This is a genomic window from Streptococcus oralis, assembly GCF_023109195.1.
Lineage (GTDB): Bacteria > Bacillota > Bacilli > Lactobacillales > Streptococcaceae > Streptococcus > Streptococcus oralis_BV.
This window is the reverse complement of record NZ_JALDUB010000001.1, coordinates 1,096,237-1,113,327: the sequence shown is the minus strand read 5'-3', so window position 1 is coordinate 1,113,327 and position 17,091 is coordinate 1,096,237. Positions and strand designations below refer to the sequence as shown.

20 protein-coding genes are annotated in these 17,091 nt (G+C 43.9%); 18 read left to right on the top strand and 2 right to left on the bottom strand.

Features of this window, described 5'->3' with window-relative positions:
• Positions 1 to 115 precede the first annotated feature (115 nt).
• Positions 116 to 601, top strand: a complete 486-nt coding sequence (locus tag M1F65_RS05400) for an immunity protein YezG family protein (RefSeq protein ID WP_213952252.1) — start codon at positions 116 to 118, stop codon at positions 599 to 601.
• A gap of 70 nt (positions 602 to 671) precedes the next feature.
• Positions 672 to 1,214, top strand: coding sequence for a T6SS immunity protein Tdi1 domain-containing protein (locus M1F65_RS05395; RefSeq protein ID WP_213952251.1), 543 nt, complete (start codon positions 672 to 674; stop codon positions 1,212 to 1,214).
• Positions 1,215 to 1,316: 102 nt separating this feature from the next.
• Here M1F65_RS05395 and M1F65_RS05390 read toward each other — a convergent pair whose 3' ends face one another.
• Together M1F65_RS05390 and sstT are read right to left on the bottom strand one after the other, a co-directional pair.
• Positions 1,317 to 2,270 (bottom strand): aromatic acid exporter family protein, encoded by a 954-nt coding sequence (locus tag M1F65_RS05390; RefSeq protein WP_227231901.1) that lies wholly within the window; start codon positions 2,268 to 2,270, stop codon positions 1,317 to 1,319.
• 49 nt (positions 2,271 to 2,319) lie between these two features.
• Entirely contained in the window at positions 2,320 to 3,531 is a 1,212-nt protein-coding gene (gene sstT, locus M1F65_RS05385) for a serine/threonine transporter SstT (RefSeq protein ID WP_049501121.1), read from the bottom strand.
• 149 nt (positions 3,532 to 3,680) lie between these two features.
• Between sstT and M1F65_RS05380 the strand changes: the two genes are divergently transcribed.
• From M1F65_RS05380 to M1F65_RS05305, 16 genes are all read left to right on the top strand, one after another.
• Positions 3,681 to 4,241: a mechanosensitive ion channel family protein gene (locus M1F65_RS05380; protein WP_001150569.1), complete on the top strand. Its 561-nt coding sequence runs from the start codon at positions 3,681 to 3,683 to the stop codon at positions 4,239 to 4,241.
• A 57-nt stretch (positions 4,242 to 4,298) separates the two neighbouring features.
• Entirely contained in the window at positions 4,299 to 5,207 is a 909-nt protein-coding gene (locus tag M1F65_RS05375) for a magnesium transporter CorA family protein (RefSeq protein WP_000899715.1), read from the top strand.
• A gap of 17 nt (positions 5,208 to 5,224) precedes the next feature.
• On the top strand, positions 5,225 to 5,752 hold the full coding sequence (locus tag M1F65_RS05370; protein ID WP_070535813.1) for a YqeG family HAD IIIA-type phosphatase: 528 nt from the start codon (positions 5,225 to 5,227) through the stop codon (positions 5,750 to 5,752).
• A gap of 2 nt (positions 5,753 to 5,754) precedes the next feature.
• Positions 5,755 to 6,861: a ribosome biogenesis GTPase YqeH gene (yqeH, locus tag M1F65_RS05365; protein ID WP_070535810.1), complete on the top strand. Its 1,107-nt coding sequence runs from the start codon at positions 5,755 to 5,757 to the stop codon at positions 6,859 to 6,861.
• A 213-nt stretch (positions 6,862 to 7,074) separates the two neighbouring features.
• Positions 7,075 to 7,386 (top strand): ribosome assembly RNA-binding protein YhbY, encoded by a 312-nt coding sequence (gene yhbY / locus M1F65_RS05360; protein ID WP_000060171.1) that lies wholly within the window; start codon positions 7,075 to 7,077, stop codon positions 7,384 to 7,386.
• Between the two features lie 50 nt (positions 7,387 to 7,436).
• Positions 7,437 to 8,066, top strand: coding sequence for a nicotinate-nucleotide adenylyltransferase (locus M1F65_RS05355; RefSeq protein ID WP_042902804.1), 630 nt, complete (start codon positions 7,437 to 7,439; stop codon positions 8,064 to 8,066).
• Positions 8,066 to 8,659: a bis(5'-nucleosyl)-tetraphosphatase (symmetrical) YqeK gene (gene yqeK / locus M1F65_RS05350; protein ID WP_247925602.1), complete on the top strand. Its 594-nt coding sequence runs from the start codon at positions 8,066 to 8,068 to the stop codon at positions 8,657 to 8,659. Before M1F65_RS05355 ends, yqeK begins: the two co-directional genes overlap by 1 nt.
• A complete protein-coding gene (rsfS, locus tag M1F65_RS05345; protein WP_001003007.1) occupies positions 8,660 to 9,013 on the top strand; it encodes a ribosome silencing factor in 354 nt (117 codons plus the stop codon). It begins immediately after the preceding gene.
• Between the two features lie 204 nt (positions 9,014 to 9,217).
• The gene (locus tag M1F65_RS05340) at positions 9,218 to 9,958 is read left to right on the top strand and encodes a class I SAM-dependent DNA methyltransferase (RefSeq protein ID WP_247925699.1); all 741 of its coding nucleotides are present in this window, start codon (positions 9,218 to 9,220) and stop codon (positions 9,956 to 9,958) included.
• Positions 9,959 to 9,967: 9 nt separating this feature from the next.
• Positions 9,968 to 11,065: a nucleotidyltransferase gene (locus M1F65_RS05335; protein WP_070568021.1), complete on the top strand. Its 1,098-nt coding sequence runs from the start codon at positions 9,968 to 9,970 to the stop codon at positions 11,063 to 11,065.
• A gap of 131 nt (positions 11,066 to 11,196) precedes the next feature.
• A complete protein-coding gene (locus M1F65_RS05330; protein ID WP_000388572.1) occupies positions 11,197 to 11,451 on the top strand; it encodes a type II toxin-antitoxin system Phd/YefM family antitoxin in 255 nt (84 codons plus the stop codon).
• A 3-nt stretch (positions 11,452 to 11,454) separates the two neighbouring features.
• Positions 11,455 to 11,709, top strand: a complete 255-nt coding sequence (locus M1F65_RS05325; protein ID WP_000924722.1) for a Txe/YoeB family addiction module toxin — start codon at positions 11,455 to 11,457, stop codon at positions 11,707 to 11,709.
• 202 nt (positions 11,710 to 11,911) lie between these two features.
• Complete coding sequence (locus M1F65_RS05320) at positions 11,912 to 13,525, top strand: ribonuclease Y (RefSeq protein ID WP_000404957.1); 1,614 nt, start codon at positions 11,912 to 11,914, stop codon at positions 13,523 to 13,525.
• A gap of 134 nt (positions 13,526 to 13,659) precedes the next feature.
• Complete coding sequence (gmk, locus tag M1F65_RS05315; RefSeq protein WP_000775041.1) at positions 13,660 to 14,286, top strand: guanylate kinase; 627 nt, start codon at positions 13,660 to 13,662, stop codon at positions 14,284 to 14,286.
• Positions 14,287 to 14,310: 24 nt separating this feature from the next.
• Complete coding sequence (gene rpoZ / locus M1F65_RS05310) at positions 14,311 to 14,625, top strand: DNA-directed RNA polymerase subunit omega (RefSeq protein WP_002874282.1); 315 nt, start codon at positions 14,311 to 14,313, stop codon at positions 14,623 to 14,625.
• 65 nt (positions 14,626 to 14,690) lie between these two features.
• The gene (locus M1F65_RS05305) at positions 14,691 to 17,087 is read left to right on the top strand and encodes a primosomal protein N' (protein WP_247925601.1); all 2,397 of its coding nucleotides are present in this window, start codon (positions 14,691 to 14,693) and stop codon (positions 17,085 to 17,087) included.
• Positions 17,088 to 17,091 lie beyond the last annotated feature (4 nt).

Genomic DNA, 17,091 nt, shown 5'->3' with positions numbered 1-17,091 from the left:
TTGCTCTAACCACCTTCGAGGGGGTCTTTTTGCAGTTTATCAAGGAGTGGGATATAGGGTTTATGGTATACTAGGATTGTAGTGAAACAATGATAGAATCAAATTGGAGGGGAATATGGAACAACAGATTAATGAAAAAATTATCGAAATCGTGCATCAAGCCAACGATATGATTCCAGTTGAGTGGGATGATTTGTATATTGTAATCGAGATGGACAAGACCTATAGTGGAGGGGCTTATTTCTTTTTCAAATATAAAAATCAATATCATTACCATCTGGAAATGCCAGAAGATTTTGGTCTATCGATGATGGATGTTCTAAGCGAAAACAAGGTTTTATTTAAAAAATCAGAAGATCTGAAAAGAGTGTTTATTGAAAATGACTTGGCAGATTGGTATATTTGTATCATCCATTTAGATGATAACAACAAGCTTTCGGTCGACTATGACTATGCTCCATGGTTGGAAAGTGGTTATGGTCCAAGTGCTCGAATGGACTTATTTGAATACAAATATCTCGGCAAGCAACCAGCTAACGAAAAAGAACTAGAGAAGTTCAAGGCTATGGAAGCTTTCCAAAGAGAGCATAATAAAAAGTAATATAAGCTTGATTACATTTTGAAGAATGCGATTTTTTGAGCATTGCTGTTAATGCGAATTGGAGGATAAAATGTTAGAAAACTTTGTCAAAGTGGCAGATATGCCCAAAGATGTTATTGAAAAATATAAAAATCAAGTTCCAGCTGAGTTAGTTCAAATTTGGCAGGAAGATGGCCTGGGAACCTTTTTAGATGGTTATCTAAAAGTCATCAATCCAGATGATTATCTAGAGCTTCTTCAAGATAGCTATTTCAGAGGAGATGTCGCTTTTCCTATGTTCGTAACAGCATTTGGAGATATTATTACTTGGGAAGAGAATGCCTATGTAGGAATTGTCCAATACAATATTCAGGATTTAGATATTATGATTAAGCGTATGGATCGTTTCATAGAGTATGTTGATGATGAAGATTTCAAAGATGATTATTTTGATATCCCACTCTATAAAAAAGCTGTTGCCAAACATGGTCAATTAGCCTACGATGAGTGTTTCGGTTTCGTTCCACTTTTGGCATTAGGAGGCTTTAAAGATGTAGACCACATGGATAAGGTAAAAGTCTTGGAGCACATTTACCTCATGTACCAGCTTACAGGCGGTGTGATGGACGATTAGGAGTTGCTATTTCTTTTTTGAGAACAGTACGAGAGGATGAACTTTCCTTCCAAATGCAAAACAAAAGAACCTCTGAGGAAGTCCTCTGAGGTTCTTTGCGTTCTAGTTTCCATATTTTTGGTAAAAATCGACCTTGACTTGGATAAAGGTTTCAGCTTCTCGTAGTAGCTGCAGGAGGGTGGCACGGGTTTCAAACTCCTCACGTGTTTTCGGGAGACTCCGATTGCGGAAGACTTGCAGATAGCGTTTGATGTCATCAAGTAGGTCATGAGCAGGATTGGTCTGGCTTAGCTGGGCAGCAATCTTTGAAAAGAGTTGAGCCAAGATCAAACTCTCACTGGCGGCCAGATGACAGGTATTGATCTGCTGGGCCATATTTCGCAGGATACGACTTTGTCGCTGCCTCATCTCAAAGTAGTGGATGTGGTAGTCCGTCTGGTGAAAGAGGTGGTCCGAGTGATCCAGGTAGACTAGTTTGAGAGCTTCATCGAGGAGCTTGTCTAATTGGTCAACGAGTTGGGCTTGATTGCGTCCGTCTCCTCTTGACAGATAGTATTTAAAACGAAGCAGGATGTCTTTTAACTTTTCTTCGACCTGAAGGTGGTAGCTTTGGATGGCTTTCTCACGAGAGGGCATATAAAGGTTGACCAATAGTGCAAAGCTTGTCCCGATGAGAAAGAGGAGCACTTCATTAAGCAAGAGATCTGGGGAAGTAGACTCCTGTACCAAGAGATGACCGACCAAGACACTGCTAGGTGTGATGCCGATTTCCCAGCCCATTTTGTAAGCAAGAGGGACATAGAGAGCCAGGTAGAGGCCCAGACTCCAGATGTGAAAGCCCGTCAGCTGAAAGGCTAGAACACCGATAGCGAGCGCTAGGAGCATGGAAAAGAGGCGGTTACGTGCTAATTTCAGCGTGCTTCTGCGCGTGTCGGAGAGGCTTAAGAGAGCGATGATTCCAGCTGAAACTGCTGATGATAAATCTAAAAAATAAGCGAGAAAACAAGCGAGACAGGTCGCTAAGACCAGTTTGGTCGTACGTTGAGTGAGGGACATGAAAATTTCCTAAACTAATAGAGTCAAGTGTTTAACGAGGAGTCGGAGACTAGGGGCGAAGTTTTCGGTTTGTAGCATACTCGGCAACCGCTGTAAAGAGGACATCTGTTGAAGAGTTCAGGGCTGTTTCGCAGGAGTCTTGAACGACTCCGATCACAAAACCGACTCCGACAACTTGCATAGCCAAGTCGTTGGAAATCCCAAAGAGGCTACAAGCGACAGGAATGAGGAGAAGGGATCCCCCAGCGATTCCAGAGGCTCCGCAGGCAGAAATGGCAGCCACGACACTGAGCACAAATGCGGTTCCAAAGTCTACCGAGATTCCGAGTGTGTTGACGGCAGCTAGAGTCAGGACATTTATGGTAACAGCAGCGCCAGCCATATTGATGGTCGAACCAAGCGGGATGGAGACAGAGTAGGTGTCAGGATTCAGTCCCAAGTCTTGGCAGAGTTTCATATTGACAGGGATATTGGCGGCAGAGCTACGAGTGAAAAAGGCTGTAATACCACTGACACGTAGACATTTCAAAACAAGGGGATAGGGATTTTTCTTCATAAAGAGAAAGGCGATGAGCGGGTTGATGATGAGAGCAACAAAGGCCATGGTAGCAATCAAGAGTCCTAGGAGGACACCGTAGTTAGCCAGACTGGCAATACCCTTGTCTGAGATGGTCTTAAACACTAAGCCTAAAATCCCAAAGGGAGCTAGGTTGATAATCCATTCCACGATTTTAGAGGTGACATCTGCCATGGTTTTCAGCAATTCTTTGCTGTGTTTACTTGCCTCTCTCATAGCCAAGCCAAAGATAACTGCCCAAGAGAGAATCCCGATATAGTTGGCTTCAACAATGGCATTCAAAGGATTGTCCACCAGTTTGAGTAGGAGATTGCTGAGGACTTGACCGATACCGTCAGGAGCAGCAACTTCTGTATTTGCGCTGGTCAGGGTGATTTGCACAGGTAGTAAGAAACTAGCTAGAACAGCCACCAATGCAGCGGCAAAGGTTCCAAGCAAGTATAGGAAAATAACAGTCTTCATATTGGTGTTTTGTCCCTTTTGGTGTTGGGAAAGGGCATTGGCAACAAGGGCAAAAACCAAAATAGGAGCGATGGCTTTCAGTCCGCCTACAAAGAGGTCTCCAAGCAGACCGATTCCTGTAAGGTTTGGAAAGAGCATCCCCAATGTAGCTCCAAAAATCATTCCAATAAGGATTCGTTTGATGAGGCTTGCCTTGGTCCAGGCTCTAATGATTCGTTTCATAGCAGTCTCCTTCAAATGTATTGTTTATAATTATAGTATAAATATGCCATAGAGGCAAGTGATATTATGAAAATAGAGATGATAATTGAATAATTATGAAAGAAAAGAGAAGGACGATTTTATGGTATAATAGGAAAAAGGAGTTTTATATGCAAGATTTTTTTCAACGCTATTTTGATAAACTTGACTTAACAACTATTTTAGAGAATCTCTTGACCAAGGTGATTTCTCTTTTGATTTTGTTTTTACTATTTTATATAGCTAAAAAGATGCTTCATGCGACTGTACGAAAGATTGTCAAGCCCTCACTTAAATTTTCAAATCGAGATGCAGGAAGACAAAAAACCATCTCGCGTTTGCTGGAGAATGTCTTTAACTACATTCTGTATTTCTTCTTGCTCTACTGTATCCTGTCTATTTTAGGACTGCCAGTTTCTAGCCTCCTTGCCGGTGCGGGGATTGCTGGGGTGGCCATTGGTATGGGGGCGCAAGGCTTTCTATCCGATGTCATTAATGGCTTCTTCATCCTTTTTGAACGCCAGCTTGATGTGGGTGATGAAGTCGTTCTGACAAATGGACCGATTACCGTTTCTGGAAAGGTCGTTAGCGTAGGAATCCGTACAACGCAACTGCGAGGTGACGATCAAGCCCTTCACTTTGTTCCCAATCGCAATATCACCGTCGTCAGCAATCTATCTCGTACTGAATAGGCCGGCTATTTTAGCAGATTTATGGTACAATAGAAGGAGTTTGGTAAAGGAGAGAGTATGCTATTTGTAGAGAAAAAATTAGGTCACGATTGTACATGGATAGACCTTGATGTGGACAAGATTAAAAACATGGAAGACCTTTCGGATGTCTATGGATTGGACAAAGAAACTATCGAGTATGCTCTGGATAGAAATGAGCGTGCCCACATGGACTATCACCGTGAAACGGGAACGGTCACCTTCATTTATAATGTTCTTGATTTAGAAAAAGACAAAGAATATTATGAAGCGATTCCGATGACCTTTATCGTTGAAAAACAACGGCTGATCACAATTAGCAATCACAAGAATAGTTATGTGATTAAACGTATGGCAACCTATCTTGAAAGCCATGAAGTTGTTTCAATCTACAAATTTCTTTTTGCCAGTTTAGAGATTATAAGCAATGCTTATTATCCAGTTATTGAAGAGATGGATAAAAGTAAGGATGAAATCAGTGCACTTCTTCGTCAAAAAACAACTAAAAAGAATCTTTTTGCCCTCTCTGACTTGGAAACTGGTATGGTTTACCTGACAGCAGCTGCCAAACAAAATCGTCTCCTCTTGGAACACATCCAAGGGCATGCTCTTTATCGCAATTTTAATGAGGTAGAAAGAGAGCAGTTTGACGATGCCATGATTGAAGCACATCAGTTGGTTTCGATGACAGACTTGATTTCTCAAGTTTTGCAACAACTCTCAGCCTCTTACAACAACATCCTAAATAATAATCTAAATGATAATTTGACAACTTTGACCATTATCTCAGTCTTGCTAGCTATCCTTGCGGTTATTACAGGATTCTTCGGAATGAATGTTCCTTTACCGTTTGCAGATGAACCAAATGCTTGGATTTATATTTTGATAGCTAGTCTCATTTTATGGGTAGTCTTAGCCCAATATTTAAAGAATATTGCTAGAAATTAAAAAGAAAAGGAGCCAGAATGGCGATTGAAAATTATATGCCAGATTTTGCTGTGGAAGCAGTTTATGATCTGACAGTCCCAAGCCTGCAAGCGCAGGGAATCAAGGCTGTTTTGGTCGATCTGGATAATACTCTCATTGCTTGGAACAACCCTGATGGGACGCCAGAGATGAAGCAATGGCTACATGACCTTCGGGACGCGGGCATTCGCATCATCGTAGTCTCAAATAATACCAAAAAACGGGTTCAACGTGCAGTTGAGAAGTTTGGGATTGATTACGTTTATTGGGCATTGAAGCCTTTCACATTTGGGATTGACCGTGCCATGAAGGAATTCCACTATGAGAAACATGAAGTGGTCATGGTCGGCGACCAGCTCATGACGGATATACGAGCAGCGCATCGTGCAGGTATTTGCTCGATCTTAGTCAAACCCTTGGTCCAACACGACTCCATCAAAACGCAGATTAACCGAGCTCGCGAGCGCCGTGTCATGCGTAAAATTACTGAAAAGTATGGACCGATTACATATAAAAAAGGAATTTAACTATGGAAGAAATTCTCTGTATTGGTTGTGGAGCAACCATTCAGACGACAGACAAGGCTGGTCTTGGTTTCACTCCCCAGTCGGCACTTGAAAAAGGTTTGGAGACTGGAGAAGTTTATTGTCAACGCTGTTTCCGTCTCCGCCACTACAATGAAATCACAGATGTCCAGTTGACGGACGATGATTTCCTCAAACTCTTGCACGAAGTGGGAGATAGTGATGCCTTGGTAGTCAATGTCATTGACATCTTTGACTTCAATGGATCAGTTATCCCAGGCTTGCCACGCTTTGTATCGGGCAATGATGTCCTCTTGGTGGGAAATAAAAAAGATATCCTGCCCAAGTCAGTTAAGCCGGGCAAGATTAGCCAGTGGCTCATGGAACGTGCCCACGAAGAAGGACTTCGTCCAGTAGATGTCGTTTTGACTTCGGCTCAGAATAAGCATGCCATCAAAGAAGTCATTGACAAGATTGAACACTACCGCAAGGGCCGTGATGTCTACGTAGTTGGTGTGACCAACGTTGGAAAGTCAACCCTTATCAACGCCATTATCCAAGAAATCACGGGTGACCAGAATGTCATCACGACTTCGCGTTTTCCGGGGACAACCTTGGACAAGATTGAAATCCCACTTGACGACGGAGCCTATATCTACGATACACCAGGGATTATCCACCGCCACCAGATGGCCCACTACTTGACGGCTAAAAACCTCAAGTATGTCAGCCCTAAAAAGGAAATCAAGCCCAAAACCTATCAACTTAACCCTGAACAAACCCTGTTTTTAGGTGGTCTTGGACGCTTTGACTTCATATCAGGAGAAAAGCAAGGATTTACAGCTTTCTTTGATAATGAACTCAAACTCCACCGTACCAAGCTAGAAGGCGCTAGTGCCTTTTATGACAAGCACCTCGGAACCCTTTTGACACCACCAAATAGCAAGGAAAAAGAAGATTTTCCAAAACTAGTCCGGCATGTATTTACCATTAAGGACAAGACAGACCTGGTCATCTCAGGACTAGGCTGGATCCGCGTAACAGGCACCGCCAAAGTCGACGTCTGGGCACCAGAAGGCGTCGCCGTCGTCACACGAAAAGCAATCATTTAAACACAGAAAGGAAAGAGTTGTCTAGATTCGGGCGAGCTCTGCGAGCCCATAACGAATACTTTTCGCCGTGGTGTCAGTTGGTACAAGCGCTTGTACCAACTGCGGAAAATTTGAGACCTTAGGCTCAAATTTTAGTCATGAAAGTCCGAAGGACTTTGCTGACGTCCGTCACCACTTCAGAAAAGTATTAAAAGAAACTCTTTTAAAGAAATTATGTCATTAACATCAAAACAACGTGCCTTCCTCAACAGCCAGGCACACACCCTCAAACCCATCATCCAAATCGGGAAAAATGGTCTCAACGACCAAATCAAAACCAGCGTACGTCAAGCTCTTGACGCCCGTGAATTGATTAAAGTTACGCTCTTGCAAAACACAGATGAAAACATCCACGAAGTAGCTGAAATCTTGGAAGAAGAAATCGGTGTGGATACAGTCCAAAAAATCGGACGCATCTTGATTTTGTATAAACAATCCAGCAAGAAAGAAAATCGCAAGATTTCTAAAAAAGTCAAAGAAATCTAAAACCTACTCCAAACAACTGTTTTTACAGAGAATTAAAGGAAGACGAGCCTATGGCAATCGAATTATTGACTCCCTTTACCAAGGTAGAGTTGGAGCCAGAAATCAAGGAGAAAAAACGCAAACAAGTCGGGATTTTAGGGGGAAATTTTAACCCTGTTCACAATGCCCATCTTGTTGTGGCGGACCAAGTACGACAACAGTTAGGACTGGACCAGGTCCTGCTTATGCCCGAATACCAACCACCTCATGTGGATAAAAAGGAAACCATCCCTGAACACCACCGTCTCAAGATGCTTGAGTTGGCGATAGAGGGGATTGAAGGTCTGGACATTGAAACCATTGAGTTAGAACGTAAGGGTATTTCCTACACCTACGACACCATGAAGATTTTGACCGAGCAACATCCAGATACGGATTATTACTTCATTATCGGGGCTGATATGGTGGACTATCTGCCTAAATGGTACCGAATTGATGAGCTGGTCGAAATGGTTCAGTTTGTTGGAGTTCAGCGCCCGCGCTACAAGGCAGGGACTTCCTATCCAGTTATCTGGGTGGATGTGCCTCTCATGGACATCTCGTCCAGCATGGTGCGTGACTTCATTGCCCAAGGTCGGAAACCTAACTTTCTCCTACCTCAGCCAGTGCTAGACTACATCGAGAAGGAGGGGCTCTACTGATGGCATACCAAGACTATATCAACTGTTCCCGAGAGGCTTTGTTGGAAAAAATGGCAGAGCTTCTGCCTGAAAAACGTTTGACCCATTGTCTGGGTGTAGAGCGTGCAGCCATAGAACTAGCTGAGAGATTTGGAGTCGATGCCGAGAAAGCAGGACTAGCAGGTCTTCTCCATGACTATGCTAAAAAGTTGTCAGATCAGGAATTCCTAGACTTGATTGACCGTTACCATCTAGACCCTGACCTCAAAAACTGGGGCAATAATGTCTGGCATGGCATGGTTGGCATCTACAAGATTCAGGAAGATTTGGATTTGCGTAATCCGGAGATCCTAAGAGCTATTGAAATCCATACAGTCGGGGCTGGTCAGATGACAGACCTAGATAAAGTTGTCTACGTCGCAGATTATATCGAGCACAATCGTGCCTTTCCAGGAGTGGATGCGGCGCGTGAGATTGCTGAGCTATCGCTCAATAAGGCAGTGGCCTACGAAACAGCTCGTACCGTGGAGCATCTAGCTCATCAGGGATTCCCCATCTATCCCCAAACCCTTGAAACCTATAACGCCTTTGTGCACTATTTGAAAGAGGACTAAATGAACGAAAAAGAATTACTAGAACTAGTCGTGAAAGCGGCTGATGAGAAACGTGCGGAGGATATCCTTGCACTTGACGTACAAGATTTGACCAGCGTGACAGACTACTTTGTTATCACTAGCTCGATGAACAGCCGTCAGTTGGACGCTATCGCAGATAATATCCGTGAAAAAGTAGCGGAAGCAGGCTTTAAAGGCAGTCATGTTGAAGGCGATGCAGCTGGAGGCTGGGTCTTGCTAGACCTCGGTGGTGTCGTTGTGCATATCTTCTCAGAAGAAATGCGTGCCCACTATAACCTAGAGAAGCTATGGCATGAGGCGGAGTCTGTAGATATTTCTGAAGCCTTGGCCTAGTAGATGAACTCAGTTGTAGTCAACTGGGTTTCTTTGCTTATTTTAGAAAATAGATAGAAAGGTAAAGGGCGTCGTGTTTTGTTCATCTCGAAACTGAACACGAGCTAAAAGCTGCGAGAAAAAGAGGAACTTCCTTTGTATCTGATGATACAGCAGAAAGCTTCCTATTTTCTCTTAGCTTTTAACGCTCTTTGTATCTTAATTATGGCAACTTATGAAACCTTTGCGGCGGTCTATGATTCGGTCATGGATGACAGTTTATACGATAAATGGACGGATTTTTCTCTGCGTCATTTCCCTAAGACTAAGGAGAGAAAGAAGCTTTTGGAACTGGCTTGCGGGACAGGTATCCAGTCTGTGCGCTTTTCTCAGGCTGGTTTTGATGTGACTGGATTTGACTTGAGCGCGGATATGCTGAAGATTGCGGAGAAAAGAGCTACTTCAGCCAAGCAAAAAATTGATTTTATTGAAGGCAATATGCTGGACTTATCCAAGGTAGGTCAATACGACCTTGTTACGTGCTACTCGGACTCTATCTGCTACATGCAGGATGAGGTCGAGGTAGGAGACGTCTTTAAGGAAGTGTATAGTGCCCTCAATGAAGATGGAGTTTTCATCTTTGACGTGCATTCAACCTACCAGACGGATGAGGTTTTTCCAGGCTATTCTTATCATGAAAATGCGGAAGATTTTGCCATGCTTTGGGACACCTATGAGGACGAAGCTCCTCACTCCATCGTGCATGAGTTGACTTTCTTTATCAAGGAGGCTGACGGTTCCTTTAGTCGCCACGATGAAGTGCATGAGGAGCGGACCTATGAAGTTTTGACCTATGATATTTTGCTGGAGCAGGCTGGTTTCAAGACCTTCAAACTCTATGCGGACTTTGAGGATAAGGAGCCGACAGAGACAAGTACCCGTTGGTTTTTTGTCGCGCAGAAGTAGGAGAACATCATGACCATCACAGGTATTATCGCGGAGTTCAATCCTTTTCATAATGGGCATAAATACCTGCTGGATCAAGCAGAGGGGCTGAAAATCGTTGCCATGTCTGGAAATTTCATGCAACGAGGAGAGCCGGCTATCGTGGACAAGTGGACACGAACCCAGATGGCGCTTGAAAATGGCGCTGATCTGGTAGTGGAATTGCCCTTTTTAGTCAGTGTTCAGGCGGCAGATTTCTTTGGCCAAGGAGCTGTGGATATCTTGGCTCGGTTGGGGATTGATACTCTAGATTTCGGGACAGAAGAAGTTCTGGATTATCAAAAGATATCTGACTTATACACAGAGCAAGGTGCTGAGATGGAGAAATTTGTGGAAAATCTGCCTGATTCACTATCTTATCCCCAGAAAACCCAAGCTATGTGGAAGGAATTTGCAGGTCTTGATTTTTCTGGCAATATGCCCAATCATGTTCTAGCTTTGGCCTATGCCAAGGCGGTTGCAGGACGCAACATCAAGCTTGAGCCGATTCAGCGTCAGGGAGCGGGTTATCATTCTGTGGACAAGGATGTGGACTTTGCCTCGGCGACAGCCCTCCGTCAGCACCAGAGGGACAAAGATTTCTTAGAACGCTTTATGCCTTCTCTTGACCTCTTTGAGCAGGCCAGTAAGGTGAGTTGGGATGATTATTTTCCCTTGCTCCGCTATCAAATCTTGTCAAATCCAGACCTGACGACCATCTATCAGGTCAATCAAGAAATGGCAGTGCGTATCAAGGATGCCATCAAGATAGCCCAGTCTGTGGAGGAATTGGTCGAGGCAGTTGCGACCAAACGTTACACAAAAGCGCGTGTCAGACGCCTCTTGACTTATATCTTGGTGCAGGCCAGAGAAAGCGACTTGCCAGAAGCCATCCATGTCCTTGGCTTTACTGAAAAAGGCAGACAACATCTCAAGTCTCTGAAAGGGCAGGTCCATCTAGTCAGCCGAATTGGCAAAGAACCTTGGGATACCATGACCCAAAAGGCAGACCAGATATACCGACTAGGCCAGCCAAGTATAGCAGAGCAGAATTTTGGCAGAGTGCCTATCAAAATAGAATTAAACTAAGTCTACTGAAAGGTAGGCTTTTTGAGATTTTTTCGAATAAATAGATAGAAAAGAAAAATCTTGTACAAGTTCCTGACAATTCCTTTCTTTTCGTGTATAATAGTGGAAAAGAGGTAAAACGAGGTATGGTTATGGAAGCAGTTCTTTATTCAACATTCCGAAATCATTTAAAGGACTACATGAAGAAGGTAAATGATGAATTTGAGCCTTTGACGGTGGTCAATAAAAATCCAGATGAGGATATTGTAGTCCTTTCAAAGAGCGAGTGGGATAGTATTCAGGAAACCCTGAGAATCGCTCAAAATAAGGAACTTTCTGACAAGGTCTTGCGAGGAATGGCTCAAGTTCGTGCTGGAAGCACTCAGGTGCATGTGATTGAGGAGTGAGGAATGCTGCTCAAATTTACAGAAGATGCCTGGGCGGATTATTGCTATTGGCAAAACCAAGATAAGAAAACATTAAAAAGGATCAATAAATTAATCAAGGATATTCAACGCGATCCTTTTGTAGGAATGGGGAAACCAGAACCACTCAAGTATGACTATCAAGGAGCTTGGTCGCGGCGCATTGATGCAGAAAATCGCTTGATTTATATAATAGATGGAGATAGCGTGGCTTTCTTGTCCTTCAAAGATCATTACTAAGTCTACTGAAAGGTAGGCTCTTTTGCTTCGTTTTTCGTGGAAATTTAAATTTTTAAAGATTCTTAATTTTACTTGAAAATCTAAGGGATTTCTTCAAAAATTCACACAAAACTCTTCAATTTGGGTTTGTGGAAATCGGTTTTTTATGATAGAATATTAAGGAATGTATGTCATTCGATAAACAATTTAATGAGGTAAAAACATGGAAATCATGACACTTGCGATTGCTGTTTTTGCCGTCATCATTGGTTTAGTCATTGGATATGTCAGCATCTCAGCTAAGATGAAATCATCTCAAGAGGCTGCAGAGTTGATGCTTCTAAATGCTGAACAAGAAGCAACTAATTTACGAGGACAAGCTGAGCGCGAAGCGGATTTATTGCTAAATGAAGCCAAGAGCGAAAGCAAGTCTCTTAAAAAAGAAGCACTATTGGAGGCCAAAGAGGAAGCCAGAAAATACCGTGAAGAAGTGGACGCTGAATTTAAGTCAGAACGTCAGGAGCTCAAGCAAATTGAAAGTCGTTTGACGGAGAGAGCTACGAGCCTTGACCGTAAGGACGACAATTTGACGAACAAAGAAAAAACACTTGAACAAAAAGAACAAAGTATTTCTGATAGAGCAAAAAACCTTGATGCACGTGAAGAGCAATTAGAGGAAGTCGAAAGACAAAAAGAAGCTGAACTTGAACGTATCGGCTCCCTTTCCCAAACTGAGGCTCGAGATATTATCTTGGCTCAGACAGAGGAAAACTTGAGCAAGGAAATTGCTAGCCGCATTCGTGAGGCTGAGCAAGAAGTCAAGGAACGTTCAGACAAGATTGCGAAAGATATCTTGGTTCAGGCTATGCAGCGTATCGCTGGTGACTATGTAGCAGAGTCAACAAACTCAACAGTTCACCTACCAGATGATACCATGAAGGGACGCATTATCGGACGCGAAGGTCGAAATATTCGTACCTTTGAAAGTTTGACAGGGGTCGATGTGATTATCGACGATACACCGGAAGTGGTGACCTTGTCAGGATTTGATCCGATTCGTCGTGAAATTGCTCGTATGACTATGGAAATGTTGCTCAAAGATGGCCGTATCCACCCAGCTCGTATCGAGGAGTTGGTTGAGAAAAACCGTCAAGAGATTGACAATAAAATCCGTGAATATGGTGAGGCTGCTGCTTACGAGATTGGTGCGCCAAACCTTCATCCAGACTTGATGAAGATCATGGGACGCTTGCAGTTCCGTACTTCATATGGACAAAATGTCTTGCGTCATTCGATTGAAGTTGCTAAGTTATCTGGTATCATCGCGAGTGAACTTGGTGAAAATGCAGCTCTTGCCCGTCGTGCTGGATTCCTTCATGACATCGGAAAAGCTATTGACCGCGAGGTTGAAGGTAGCCACGTTGAGATTGGTACGGAGTTGGCTCGTAAGTACAAGGAACACCCAGTTGTGGTGAATACCATTGCTAGCCACCACGGCGATGTCGAAGCCGAAAGCGTCATTGCAGTGATCGTTGCTGCAGCAGATGCCTTGAGTGCAGCGCGTCCAGGTGCTCGTAGCGAGTCTCTTGAAAGCTACATCAAGCGTCTCCATGATTTGGAAGAAATCGCAAATGGCTTTGAAGGAGTGCAAAATAGCTTTGCCCTTCAAGCAGGGCGTGAAATCCGTATCATGGTTAATCCAGGACAAATCAAAGACGACAAAGTCACAATCTTGGCTCACAAAGTTCGTGAGAAAATTGAAAACAATCTCGATTACCCAGGAAATATCAAGGTAACCGTGATTCGCGAACTTCGTGCAGTAGATTATGCTAAATAAATAAGAAAGAGCAGTTGAAAAATTACTGCTTTTTTGTTACACTAGATAGAAAGACTGTAGAAGGATAACTGACACTATCATCAGTATCCGAGAGAAATTTTACTTTATTTCACAGACTAACTAAAGGAGACATAATGGCAGACCGAGGCTTGCTAATCGTTTTTTCTGGTCCTTCAGGAGTTGGGAAAGGAACGGTTAGAAGAGAGATTTTTGAGAGTTCTGAGAATCAATTTCAATACTCTGTATCGATGACGACGCGTGCGCAACGTCCTGGTGAAGTGGATGGAGTGGACTATTTCTTCCGTACTCGTGAAGAGTTTGAAGAGCTGATCCGTCAAGGTCAGATGTTGGAATATGCAGAATATGTCGGTAACTACTATGGAACTCCTCTGACCTATGTCAATGAAACTCTGGACAAGGGAATCGATGTCTTTCTTGAGATTGAAGTCCAAGGAGCCCTTCAGGTTAAGAAAAAGGTTCCAGATGCTGTCTTTATCTTTCTAACGCCACCAGATTTGGATGAATTGCAAGATCGTTTGGTAGGTCGTGGAACAGATAGCGCTGAAGTGATTGCCCAACGAATCGAAAAAGCCAAGGAAGAAATTGCTCTCATGCGTGAGTATGATTATGCCATTGTCAACGATCAGGTGCCCCTCGCTGCTGAACGTGTCAAGCGTGTGATCGAAGCAGAGCACTTCCGTGTGGACCGTGTCATTGGTCACTACCAGGAGATGTTGCCAAAATCTCCAACTACTCGATAAACTATAGGAAACAGGTACAAGCAAATGATGTTAAAACCCTCTATTGATACCTTGCTAGACAAGGTACCATCAAAATATTCACTCGTAATCTTGGAAGCAAAACGCGCCCACGAACTAGAAGCCGGTGCGCCAGCAACTCAAGAGTTTAAGTCTGAAAAATCAACTCTTCGCGCTTTGGAAGAAATCGAGTCTGGAAATGTAACCATTCACCCAGATCCAGAAGGAAAACGTGAAGCGGTTCGTCTCCGTATCGAAGAAGAAAAACGCCGCAAAGAAGAAGAAGAAAAGAAAATCAAAGAGCAAATTGCTAAAGAAAAAGAAGATGGTGAAAAAATTTAAGGTTGGGGGGACTCAATCTTATTTTTTCTATTGCAAGAATATACTGACAAGAAGGAGGTGAGAAGATGGCTATTGCAAAGATTATCGTGGATGTTCCCCTGATGCAGACGGACCAGCCTTACAGTTACAAGGTCCCTGAGGAATTTGTAGACATGCTGGAAGTCGGTATGCGGGTCCATGTCCCCTTCGGCAAGGGTAATCGTTTGATCCAAGGGATTGTGCTAGATTTGGAGTTCCAGTCAGATGAGGAAGAAGCTGATCAGGACTTGAAGGAGATTGCAGAGGTGCTAGACTTTTCTCCCGTCTTGACTCAAGAGCAACTCTGGCTGGCTGAGGAGTTACGCAAGTCTGTCTTTTCTTATAAAATCTCCATCCTAAAAGCCATGTTGCCTGGATTTTTAAACTCCAGTTATGATAAGATTCTCTATCCTCTGGAAGGTCTGAGTCAGGCAGACCGAGAGCGTCTGTTTGGTTCAGAAGATTCGCTAGCCTTTTCTTCTCTAGACCTTGCCAAGCAGGCAGAAATGATGCGCTTGACTAGAAAAGGTCTGCTCCGCTTAGAATACCAGGCAGTCGATCAAAAGAAGGTCAAGACCCAGTCTTGGTATGAGGTTGATGATACTCGACTAGAGCAGATTGAGATTTCTGCGCGTGCTAAGAAAAAGGCAGAGCTGAGAGACTATCTGCTGTCTCATCCTGAAAGTGCTCCCCTGGCTAGCTTGTTAGAGTCTTATTCGCGGGAGCAAGTCAACTTTTTTGTGGAACAAGAAGCTCTAACCCTAGTCCAAAAGGAAGTGCAACGCTCAGCTGTTTATTTTGAAGGCATTGAAGCCAGCCAACCTTTGGAATTGAATCCAGAACAAAGACAGGCGCGTGATGCCGTTGTCAGTGCTATTGGCAGTCAACAGCCTCCTTTCCTCCTTCAAGGGATTACAGGAAGTGGGAAAACAGAGGTTTACTTACAGATCATCCAAGGGGCCTTGGACAAGGGCAAGACAGCCATTTTGCTGGTGCCTGAGATTTCCCTGACGCCACAGATGACGGAACGTTTCATTGCTCGTTTCGGTGAGAAAGTAGCCATTCTTCACTCAGGCCTATCCAATGGTGAGAAGTACGACGAATGGCGCAAGGTCGAACGCGGCGATGCCCAAGTTGTTGTTGGTGCTCGATCAGCTATCTTTGCTCCTTTGAAAAATCTAGGTGTCATGATTATCGATGAAGAGCATGAAGCCAGCTACAAACAAGACAGCAATCCCCGTTATCATGCTAGAGAGGTCGCCATTCTACGGGACCAGTACAATCAAGCAGCCCTGGTCCTCGGCTCGGCGACACCGAGCTTAGAGAGCCGTGCGCGGGCTGGAAAAGGTGTCTATCAACACTTACGTCTGACCCAACGGGCCAATCCTTTAGCCACTATTCCTGAAGTTCAAGTGATTGACTTTCGTGACTATATCGGGCAGAATGAGACGTCAAACTTTACCCCTCCTTTGCTGGAAGCCATTCAAGACCGTTTGGCTAAAAAAGAGCAGGTAGTCCTCATGCTCAACCGTCGGGGTTATTCTAGCTTTGTTATGTGTCGAGAGTGTGGGACGGTAGATAGCTGCCCCAACTGTGACATTTCTCTGACTCTCCACATGGATACCAAGACCATGAACTGCCATTACTGTGGCTTTTCCAAGGGAATTCCTCATGTCTGTCCCAACTGTCAGAGTCGCAGCATTCGCTACTACGGGACGGGGACTCAGAAAGCCTATGATGAGCTAGCAGAGCTCTTTCCTCAGGCTCGCATTCTGCGGATGGATGTGGATACGACTCGCAAGAAAGGTAGTCACCAAGCTCTTCTTGAACAGTTTGGCCGAGGGGAAGCAGATATCTTGCTGGGAACTCAGATGATTGCCAAGGGCTTGGATTTTCCAAATGTGACCCTAGTCGGAGTCCTCAATGCGGATACAGCCCTAAACTTGCCTGATTTCCGTTCCTCTGAGAGAACCTTCCAACTCTTAACTCAGGTGGCAGGCCGTGCAGGTCGTGCAGAAAAGGCTGGGCAGGTCTTGATCCAGTCATACAATCCTGAGCACTATGCCATTCGATTTGCCAAAGACCAAGACTACGAAGGCTTTTACGCTTATGAAATGAGTATCAGACGCCAACTTGGCTACCCACCTTATTATTTCACCATTGGGATTACCCTCTCTCACAAGAAAGAAGAAGAGGTTGTCAAACGTGCCTATGAAGTCATGGGAATTTTACGTTCAGGTTTATCGGAAACTAGTAAAATCCTTGGACCAACGCCAAAACCCATCGCCCGTACTCACAACCTTTATCATTACCAGATTTTGATTAAATACCGTTTAGAAGATGAACTAGGACCAACCCTCAATCGAGTTTTGGCCTTGACTCAAGAACGAGAAAATAGCGAGCTTCGTCTCAGCATTGACCACGAACCGCAGCAATTTTTATAAGAAG